Genomic DNA, 9973 nt, shown 5'->3' on the forward strand with positions numbered 1-9973 from the left:
CGCGACCACGGGCGCGGATATCGCTGGGCAAGTGCCCAACAGATCTACTCGGCAATGACCACGATCTTGCCGCCAAACAAAAATCTGTGTGCCTTTAACCGCGGATCAAATATCGCGATGCTTCCACCATCAAGTCGTCACCAAGGCGGGGTGCATGTATTGATGGGGGATGGAGCGGTGAAGTTTATCACCGATTCAATTGAAGCAGGCAATTCGACGGCTCCGGCTGTCTGGTTAAACGGTACGGGCGCGGCAACGCCCGGTTCGAAGAGTCCGTATGGATTGTGGGGATCGTTGGGCACGCGTGCTGCACGCGAAACGATCGATTCCGATTTTTAACCATCGCTTGATCTACATTGCAAACAGGTTCTGAGGTGATGTCGCCTCAGGACCTTCTTTTTTGCCACCCCACTCGCTTTAATTCTGGAGCTTCCCATGATTCGAAAACTTTGTCTGATGGTCAGCTTGTTTATGTTCTCTTGTATAACGGGTTGTGGCGATTCAGCCCCGACCAACGTCATTGAAGATGCGGATGAGCAAGCCATCGCCGACTACCAAGCCGAACTTGAGCGAGAGCAGGCATTGTTGGAAGCGGACGAAGGAGAGTAAATCGGCTGCAGCACCGAGACGACCCACCGCGTCGTCCGCTAACGGTTTAATAAACCGTGCGAATTAATAAACCGTGCTATTTCGCAGACCGTGCGAAAATGTTGTTCGAAACATCGAGGCAACGCACTCTTGATCAAAGTGCGCTGTAGATTTTGACATCGTCGACGACGACATTTCGGCGCACCGCCAATCGCAACATTCGCTTGGTTGGGTGCGCGATGCCAGGCGATGAAAACGAGCCTACTTCTTTTCCATCGATCGAAACGGTCAATGTGTCGCCGTTGATCTCAGCAAGCACGGTGTACCATTTTCCCGTCTCCAGTTTGTGAGAGAACCGCTTCGTTTTGGTCTTTAGCGTCGCTTGTTGCTCAGCGGTAATGGTGTTGTTTTGGCGCGCTTCGCGAATCTTTAGGTCCATCACGCCGGTCTTTAGATCGGCGATCTCGGTCTGTTTGACACCGACCGTCACTTTGAACAAATGGCCCGCCCACACCTTCTTGTACTGCAAGTCGGCGAAGTTCAGTCCCAGCGTGTCTTTTTCATGTTCGAGTTTGAACTTCAATTGCACCGCACCGTTTTTAAACTCAGCGGGGTGCGTCACCGAGACACCGTGGTCAGCATCCTGGTGGATGTAGATGTGCATCGCACCGTCTTTTAAGTCAACTTGCTTGTTGCCGCCCGCTCGCGTTTTGCTGTTCGTTCCCCAACCGTTGCCGACTTCGTCCGTTTGCTCTTGAGACTCGTTGCGTTCAAAGTCATCTGCAAAAATCAGTTTGCCGAGCTCATGACCACGAGCGGGTAACGAAAGCAGGGATGTTGAAAGAGCAAGCGTGATAGCGACGCAAAAGAATGTTTTAATCATAGTTGCGGTGATACCGGGTTGGGTTGGCTGTGTGTCAAGGGAGCGGCAGCTGAATTCGTGCCTGCAGTTGCGACCGTCGTGGTGACGTTCGTCATCGCATTATTCTCCCACGCCAAAGTGCCGTGATCAATGGTTGAGATCGTGTGAAATACAAACGGGATCAAATTTCGACTACACTAACCGGTTCGACGATGGATCAAGTAGTGCTCTACCGCCTCCCAACTCGCTGAACTTTTCCAAAGGAAATTTATGAGATACGCAGCTCTTTTGTTTGCGATCATTTTTGGTTTGCAGGGTCTCGCGATCGCAGAGAAACCCAACGTCTTGATCCTGTATGCTGACGATCTCGGCTATGGCGATCTTCGCTGCAACAATCCAGATTCGAAAATCCCGACACCTAATCTGTCGCAACTGGCTAGCCAGGGGATGCGGTTCACTGACGGGCATTCCTCGTCCGGCATCTGTACCCCAAGCCGCTATGCCTTGCTGACCGGCCGTCACCATTGGCGTGACTTTCATGGGATCGTCAACGCGTTTGGTGAGTCGGTCTTTGCCCCCGAACGGCTAACGCTTGCAGAGATGATGAAGCAAGTCGGATACGACACGGCTGCGATCGGTAAATGGCATTTAGGTTGGGATTGGGCAGCGATTCGTAAACCCGATGCCACGAGCTCGAAGCAAGGACGCAACCAAGTTTGGGGGCCAGAGGATTTTGATTGGGAAAAATCGATTCCCGATGGTCCGCTTGCGCACGGATTTGATTCCTATTTTGGCGATACCGTGATCAATTTCCCGCCCTATTGTTGGATTCAAGATGATCATGTCGTCAAAGCTCCCGATACGATGATGGACACATCGAAGTGGAAGCCGATCAAAGAAGGCAATTGGGAATGTCGACCGGGGCCAATGGCGTCGGATTGGGATCCCTACCAAAACATTCCTACGATTACCCAGCGTGGCGTCGAGTTTCTCGAATCGCGAAAGCAAAGCGACAAACCATTCTTCTTGTACTTTGCTTTTCCGTCACCGCATGCGCCAATCATTCCTAACGATCGCTTCGATGGGAAATCGGGGGCGGGCCCCTATGGCGATTTCGTCTACGAAACGGACCATGCGATCGGCCGCCTGTTGACGGCATTGGACGACGCGGGCGAAGCGGACAACACGATTGTCATCTTCACCGCCGACAACGGGCCGGAAAGATACGCCTATGCCCGCGACCAGAAATACGACCATTGGTCGAGCAAACCGTTTCGAGGGCTCAAACGAGACCTATACGAAGGCGGTCATCATGTTCCGTTTCTTGTTCGTTGGCCGGGTACCGTTGAGCCAGGATCCACGAATACATCACTCGTTTCGCAAATCGACATCATGGCGACGATTGCCGATGCGATCGAGTTCCAATTGCCACAGGACGCCGCCGAAGATTCGCACAACTTGATGCCGCTGTTGAACGGTTCGTCATCGCCGGTTCGTACCACGCACGTACACAACACCCACGCGAACGGGTATGCGATCCGTCACAACGATTGGCTTCTTGTCGATACGAAATCGGGCTACGTCAGCGGACGCAACAAACCATGGGAAAGCAAACATGGCTACCCGGCTGACGACAAAGGCCCGGTTGAACTGTACAACTTGAGCGAGGATATCGGTCAGCGGAACAATCTAGCAAAACAGCATCCCGAATTGGTGGCCCAGTTGCAAGCGAAATTGAAACAGATTCGCGAACAAGGTTTTTCAGCGCCCCGCTTATCGAAGTGACCGATAGGGAAATGGCAGACGTGATCACATGCGAGTTAACACCAAGTTCGGACGAGGGTGGCGATTCATGGATGCACTTCGTTGGCATTCCGGATCATCGCTACGGACGCATGACGCGGAATCGCCCGTACGCTATCATGCCGACCTTGGAATGACACCCGAAATTCACATAGAACGTTTGGGAACTGCAGCGGATTATTTTTAGGGAAAAGTGTTTGTCAACCAAAATGGATGCCCCCCCCGAGCGAGATGCGATCACTTTCTTTAATCGCTATACGGGTAAGATCGAACAGGAAGAAATTTATGGCGAGCCGTTTCTTCGCTGGACCTACGAAACCATCCCAGGCCAAATCGCATTGTCAGTCGCGGCCAAACGCGTGTGGTTCTCGAAGTGGTACGGGTGGCGGATGGACCGTGCCGCCAGTCGAGCCAAGGTGATTCCCTTTATCGAAACCTACAAACTCGATTCGAACGAGTTTCAGGATCCGCCGGAATCGTTTCGTACGTTTAATGAATTTTTTTATCGTAAGTTGACGCCCGCAGCCCGGCCAATCGACAGCGACCCCGATTCGATCGTCTTTCCCGCCGATGGAAGGCACTTGGCAATTGCCGACGTCTCAAAGACCAAAGGATTCTGGATCAAGGGACAAAAAATGGACTTGGCTCGCCTGTTGGGCAACCGCGAGTTGGCCGATCGCTACGCCACCGGCAGCATGCTGATCTCTCGTCTTTGTCCGGTCGATTACCACCGTTTCCATTTTCCGGTTTCGGGTGTTGTTAACGAAACACGTTTGATCCCTGGATCGCTCTCCTCAGTCAATCCGATCGCACTGCGAAAACGGTTGGCCATATTGTGGGAAAACAAACGGGTGATCACCGAAATACAAACCGAAGCTCTCGGCACGGTGTTGATGATCGAAGTGGGCGCGGCGTGTGTCGGCGGGATTCATCAAACCTTTACTGCGGACTCAGTGCAAAAAGGGGATGACAAAGGCTATTTCACGTTTGGCGGTTCGATGACGATCGTGTTGATTGAACCCGGACGAGTTCAGTTTTCCGATGATTTGCTCAAACACGCCTCGCAACAACGCGAAGTCTATGCGCGGATGGGAGACGTTGCCGGTTTTAGTTAAACCGGAATCTTATCCACGGGTGCCATCCAACGGGCCTACCAAAAACATCGGGTATGACTACTTTGGTTGTTTTTCGTCCGCATCTGCTGAACTTGGCGAAGCCACTAATTCCGGCTCGGCAAAATCGTCAGTCATCTGATAGGGAAGTCGCCAAACGTTTTGCCCCGATCGGTCCGCAAAATAGAGTTGACTGGTGCTCATCCGTGTCGGATCGCCATCGGCCCAAAAGACAAAAAAGGGATCTTTTGCCTTCAGCGGTTGCCGGATGTAGTTGTGATTTTTGGGACTGTTGCTGGTGACCTGTCGCTTCTTCACCCATGAACCGCCTTGGTTGCGACTTTCCCAAAGCACGACTTCACCGCCTCCGTGCCAGGGTTGTGGTCCCGAAGCGGACGGAATTCGCACCGTCCATACAGGATCGTTTTGATTGCCAAGGTCCAAGCTGCCCATATCGTAATTGTGGTCCGTGGGTCCAATGGTCGATGTTTTCCAATCCGCACCATCCCACCGTGTGATACGAAAATGTCGCGGGTCATTCGGCGGCCCCGGCTCGGCACCGGGGCTGGTCACGTATAACAGCACCGGATGGCCCGAGTGGTCAAATTTCATGTCTTTCAGATAGACATTCAATCCCTGCGAGGCATAGTCCACAACCCGCGCGGGGCAGTTCACATCAACGAGCGGTGTTTCGAGCACTGTGCCATCGACGGTAGTCCATGACGTTCCCATGTCGCAGGTTTGCACATAGTACAGATCGGTGCGTCGGTCGACGTTGCCATTGGGATGTCGATTAAAAAATGTGCCGACTTTGTCGCCTCGAATAGCACTGCTTTGGTAGTGACCGCCGTTGGAATCACCTGGTTCTCGGATGCCTGCCAACTTCTGGTCCGCTGTCCAATCGACACCGTCTTTGCTGCGTTCCCAGTACAGCTCACGTACGCCGGTGTATTTGGTAAAGAGATGCAGCATACCGTTGTCCGCAATCACATGCGGCTGAGGGTAAGTCATCTCTTCTTCGCTAATCTGCGTGAAGTGATCAATGCTGTAGGGTTGCGTGCTGCGATACTTAAATCCAGGTCGGCTGCGACCACGACCGCTCACGAAAACCCAAACGTATCCATCGGAGTCGATTGCGAGAGAGGGATTATCATGTGGATCGTCCACGCCTTGTTTGTTATGAACCACCACCGGCCGCGGCACTTGGTTTGTCTTGTGATCGAAGTAGGAAATCATGCACAACAGATGGCGTTCATCAGGGCCTGTGGTTCCTCCATAAACGAAAAATGTCTTCTCAACTTCGGGACAGTAAATCGCCAGCGGTGTGTGCTTGGCCGTGTAGGTCCCCAGTCCACCTGAGTATTTATCACCGTAGGGAAAGACCGGTTCACGCGATACCTTTGCATACGGCCGGTCCCCGCTGCCTTTGCCGTAGAATTGCCCAAGCGTAAACCAAATTCCCTTGTATCCGTCGATGCGTCGGGTTTCGGTTTTTGCGTCAGGCTGAACGCCGAATGCATTGCCGACAACGGACAGAGACATGATCGCAGTGATGAACCACGGAAACGGCAGGGCACGAAGCATATATCGCATGAAGAAATTTAACCTTGTCTATTAACTATTCACACCGAGGCAGGGGACGACGCGATGCGACGAACGGCGTGCGTGGGAGGGAAATGATTTTATGTGTTTTTCAATTTTGGCTCCACTATAGCGGGGTTGGGCACACACGACATAAGACAGCGGAGGCGCCGTCAACAAAATGGGTCAAATAACAACGCGAGAGGGGTATGCTAGGAAGGCATCATTAGGTGAAATCTCGCTAGCCCCGGCTGGATGTCGCAACCGTGGCCGCCGCCAAAGCGGCGAAATTTACGGATAGATTGTTTCCTAGCTGCCTAGTGCGAGTCAAAAATTAGCGTGACGATGCTTTTGAAGTGCGTTTGAGAACAAACTTTCGTATAATGAAGCCCCACCGAAGCGTTGTGCCTGTTCCGCCGGGCCAAATTGAACGAAAACGCCTTGCTGGCCAAAGATAACCGTGCCGATGCGAATGGGCCGATGCGAATGGGCCGACGGTAATAAGGCAACTCAAATCCGGCTCCCCGGCGCTCCACTGGCGTCAATAAAACGCCCTTATTTCCGCAGACTCCAGTGCTGCTGAAACAACAAAACGCCTGCCAACTATCCCACCGATTTCCACGGCATTAACAACGATTGCGTATGAGTGTCTTTGTAAACCGTTTTCGCAGTTCTTCGCGACATTGTTCTCGCTTCTTTCGCCTCGTCGGTGTTTTGTTGGTTGCGATGGGGGTCAGCGGTATCAACCCGACGGGGTTTGGGCCACTGGTCATTAGCACGTTCGGATCCGACGGGGATAGCGTCGTGGCGGGCGAGGGTGAATCGACGATTCCAGAGGTAATCGATTTTAATGAGCACGTGCGGCCGATCTTCAATGCACACTGCACGGCGTGTCATGGTGGCGTTAAACAAGCCGGCGACGTTTCCTTTGTCTACCGGGAACAAGTGTTGCCGCCGGATGGATGGATTGTCGAACCATGCGATCCTGAGAACTCGGTGCTGATCGAGCGGGTGGTCACAGCCGATCCCGATTTTCGCATGCCACCACCGGATCATGGGCCCCCTTTGTCCGACAACGACGTTGCGATCTTGACCAAGTGGATTCAGCAAGGCGCCGTCTGGAAAGCAAGCTATTGGTCTTACGCCGCGCCGCAGCCACAACCACTGCCGGAGGTGTCGGATTCGGCTTGGCAACGCCAACCGCTTGATCGTTTTGTGCTCGCGAAGTTGGATGAAAAAGGGCTAACGCCGTCGCCAGATGCAGCGCCCGAGCGATGGCTGCGACGTGTTACGCTCGATTTGACCGGATTGCCACCGACACTCGAGCAACGAACATCTTTTTTAAGACACGCCAAACAAGACCGTGACGCGGCACGGCGAGATTATGTCGATCAGTTACTGGCCTCGACCGCTTTCGGCGAACGATGGGCCAGCGTGTGGTTGGACCAAATTCGCTATGCTGATTCAAAAGGACTTGGGCTTGATGGCCGCCGATCGGTTTGGAAGTATCGCGACTGGGTAATCGAGTCATTCAATCGCGACTTGCCCTACGACGAATTCACGATCAAACAAATCGCGGGCGATCTGCTGCCGGACCGGACGATCGAGGATCTAATCGCTACCGCAGCGCATCGGTTGACCCAGACCAACGAAGAAGGCGGGACCGACGATGAAGAATTCCGAGTCGCGGCAGTACTCGATCGCGTCAGCACAACGTGGCAAACCTGGCTAGGCGTGACGTTCGGTTGTGTGCAGTGCCATAGTCACCCCTATGATCCGTTTCGCCATGAAGAGTTTTATGAGTTTGCCGCATTTTTTAATAACACTGCAGACAGCGATTTAGGCGAAGATTACCCCGTCATCGAAGCACCGCTGGATTCGCGTGACTACGACAAAGCGACTCAACTCGATCGGCAAATCGCTAAACTCCGCAATCAAATATGGAACCGTGAATTTGCATTGCTACGGGCCGTCGATGCTTGGTCACCACTAACCGAATTGAAAGCTGCGACCAACAACGCAACCCGTGTCGAAGTGCAACGTGTCGGAGACCATGACGAGTACTACACCGTCGACACCGTCCAGCGGAACACGGCCATCACGCTCGAAGCCCCCCTGCCCACCGAATTAAAACAGCTGACCGCGATTCGCGTCACCGCCAAGCCGCTCGATCCTGAAACCGGACTCGACGATTCCGAGTGGGGATTCGTAATGGCCGAGGTCACCGCGGAGTTGGTCGTCAACGACAAAGCGGATCCGGTCGCGATCAAGCTTGCTCGCGTCTTCGGCGATGAACCTCAGCCGTTCTATGATCCCAACGACAGCTTGAATGGAAAAAACAACCGGGGGTTCGCGGCCTATTCACGCATCCATCACACACGCGAAGCGGCGTTTGTACTCGATACGCCGCTAGATATTCCTGCCAACGCACGGCTGCGAGTCACAATGAAACATCCCGTATTTGCCCTCGGGGCGTTTCCGCTGGTTGCCCGGCGAGGCCACTTGGCGGTCACGGACCAACCTCAATTTACTGAATTGCTGCGTGATGAAGCGGTCATGCAATCGCAAAACCAACTAGCCAAACTGGTAGCCGAGCGTTCGAAAATCAAGTCGGTTTCGGTGCCGGTGATGCAGGAGCGTGCCGACCATTTGTCGAGACCTAGCCACCTGTTTGAACGCGGTTTGTTCCTAACCAAGGGGCAACGAGTCACACCGGATACCCCGGAATCGCTTCATCCGCTTGATCCAGGTGTAGACGAAGATCAATCAACGCAGCCCAATCGATTGGCACTCGCCAAATGGCTGGTCAGCCCACAGAATCCGCTGACAGCTCGCGTTGCGGTCAATCGAGTGTGGGCCCAGTTGTTTGGAACCGGACTGGTGCTCAGCGAAGAGGACTTTGGATCGTCGGGCGAGCCACCGTCACACCGCGGATTGCTTGACTTTTTGGCGTTGCGTTTCCAAAACGAACAACAGTGGAGCATGAAAACGATGATTCGTGAAATCGTGCTCTCGCGAACGTACGGTCAATCGGCACGAATCGACGAACAAAGCCTCCGACTTGACCCGCAAAACCAATGGCTTTCCCGAGGCCCACGTCATCGATTGCCATCGGAAATGGTTCGTGACCAAGCGTTAGCATTGGCGGGCTTGCTGAGCACGAAGCCATACGGACCGCCCGTTCATCCGCCGATTCCCGATGGGGTTTGGAAGCCCTTTTATGCCGGTGACAAATGGGCGTTGGCCAAACCGGGAGAAGAAAATCGCTACCGTCGTTCGATCTATACCTATATGAAACGCAGCATTCCCTACCCAATGTTTGCCGCATTTGATTCACCGTCACGCGAGTTCTGTGCTCCGCGGCGTTTGCGATCCAATACACCGCTGCAAGCGTTGATGATGCTAAACGATGAAACGTTTGCCGAATGTGCCAATGCACTTGCGGGTCGAATGCTGGGACTGGACGATGATCTTCGTCAGCAAATTCGCCACGGTTTCATCATCGCCACTTGCCGTGAACCAAGCGATGCCGATCTGCAAGATCTGATCGCGCTATTTAATGCCCAAACCAGCGACTCGATCGCAGCCAGCGATTCTCGCGAAGCGATGACCACCGTCGCCGCAGTATTGTTGAATCTTGACGAAGTCGTGATGAAATAAGAGCCGAGCAAACCATGAACAATCGTAACCTTTATCGCGAAACGCAATTCACTGCACTACAGCAAACAACCCGCCGCCATTTCCTTCAGGGCTGTACGACAGGAATGGGCGCGATGTGGATGGCGATGCAGCAATCCGCCAAAGCCGCCTCGCAGCACTACCCCACGCACGATTCCCAAAATCCGCTTAGCCCCGTCGCGCCCCCATTGCCCGCCAAAGCAAAACGCGTGATCTTTTTGCACATGATCGGGGCACCGAGTCAATTGGAGCTGTTTGACTACAAACCTGATCTGAAACGTTTGGATGGCAAGCATACGCCGCAGTCCTTCTTAGAAGGCAAACGATTCGCCTTCATCCAAGGCACACA

General features: G+C 53.4%; 9 protein-coding genes. 7 read left to right on the top strand and 2 right to left on the bottom strand.

What is annotated here, in order from left to right; genetic code table 11:
• Together RMSM_RS12615 and RMSM_RS41765 are read left to right on the top strand one after the other, a co-directional pair.
• Positions 1-339 (top strand): DUF1559 family PulG-like putative transporter (locus RMSM_RS12615; protein WP_040766138.1); only part of this gene is annotated, 339 nt, incomplete at its 5' end.
• A 96-nt stretch (positions 340-435) separates the two neighbouring features.
• Positions 436-609: a hypothetical protein gene (locus RMSM_RS41765; protein WP_008696343.1), complete on the top strand. Its 174-nt coding sequence runs from the start codon at positions 436-438 to the stop codon at positions 607-609.
• A gap of 133 nt (positions 610-742) precedes the next feature.
• On the opposite strand, the gene RMSM_RS12620 is transcribed toward RMSM_RS41765, so the two are convergent.
• On the bottom strand, positions 743-1471 hold the full coding sequence (locus RMSM_RS12620; RefSeq protein ID WP_008696345.1) for a LamG domain-containing protein: 729 nt from the start codon (positions 1469-1471) through the stop codon (positions 743-745).
• A 249-nt stretch (positions 1472-1720) separates the two neighbouring features.
• Here RMSM_RS12620 and RMSM_RS12625 point away from each other — a divergent pair, with 249 nt between their 5' ends.
• The 3 genes from RMSM_RS12625 to asd all read left to right on the top strand — a co-directional run bounded on the left by RMSM_RS12625 (position 1721) and on the right by asd (position 4368).
• Positions 1721-3235 (top strand): sulfatase family protein, encoded by a 1515-nt coding sequence (locus RMSM_RS12625; RefSeq protein WP_081614133.1) that lies wholly within the window; start codon positions 1721-1723, stop codon positions 3233-3235.
• A gap of 11 nt (positions 3236-3246) precedes the next feature.
• Positions 3247-3390 carry a hypothetical protein gene (locus RMSM_RS40910; protein ID WP_008696348.1) on the top strand — a complete coding sequence of 48 codons (144 nt, stop codon included), beginning with the start codon at positions 3247-3249 and terminating at the stop codon, positions 3388-3390.
• 72 nt (positions 3391-3462) lie between these two features.
• Complete coding sequence (gene asd / locus RMSM_RS12630; protein WP_008696349.1) at positions 3463-4368, top strand: archaetidylserine decarboxylase; 906 nt, start codon at positions 3463-3465, stop codon at positions 4366-4368.
• Positions 4369-4425: 57 nt separating this feature from the next.
• On the opposite strand, the gene RMSM_RS12635 is transcribed toward asd, so the two are convergent.
• On the bottom strand, positions 4426-5958 hold the full coding sequence (locus tag RMSM_RS12635; RefSeq protein ID WP_201767028.1) for a BNR-4 repeat-containing protein: 1533 nt from the start codon (positions 5956-5958) through the stop codon (positions 4426-4428).
• A 630-nt stretch (positions 5959-6588) separates the two neighbouring features.
• On the opposite strand from RMSM_RS12635, the gene RMSM_RS12640 reads away from it, so the two are divergent.
• Both RMSM_RS12640 and RMSM_RS12645 read left to right on the top strand, forming a co-directional pair.
• Positions 6589-9606 (top strand): PSD1 and planctomycete cytochrome C domain-containing protein, encoded by a 3018-nt coding sequence (locus RMSM_RS12640; protein WP_008696352.1) that lies wholly within the window; start codon positions 6589-6591, stop codon positions 9604-9606.
• A 14-nt stretch (positions 9607-9620) separates the two neighbouring features.
• The coding region (locus RMSM_RS12645; RefSeq protein ID WP_008696354.1) for a DUF1501 domain-containing protein at positions 9621-9973 on the top strand (353 nt) is incomplete at its 3' end.

The sequence above is a fragment of the Rhodopirellula maiorica SM1 genome, from assembly GCF_000346295.1.
GTDB classification, from domain to species: Bacteria; Planctomycetota; Planctomycetia; order Pirellulales; family Pirellulaceae; genus Novipirellula; species Novipirellula maiorica.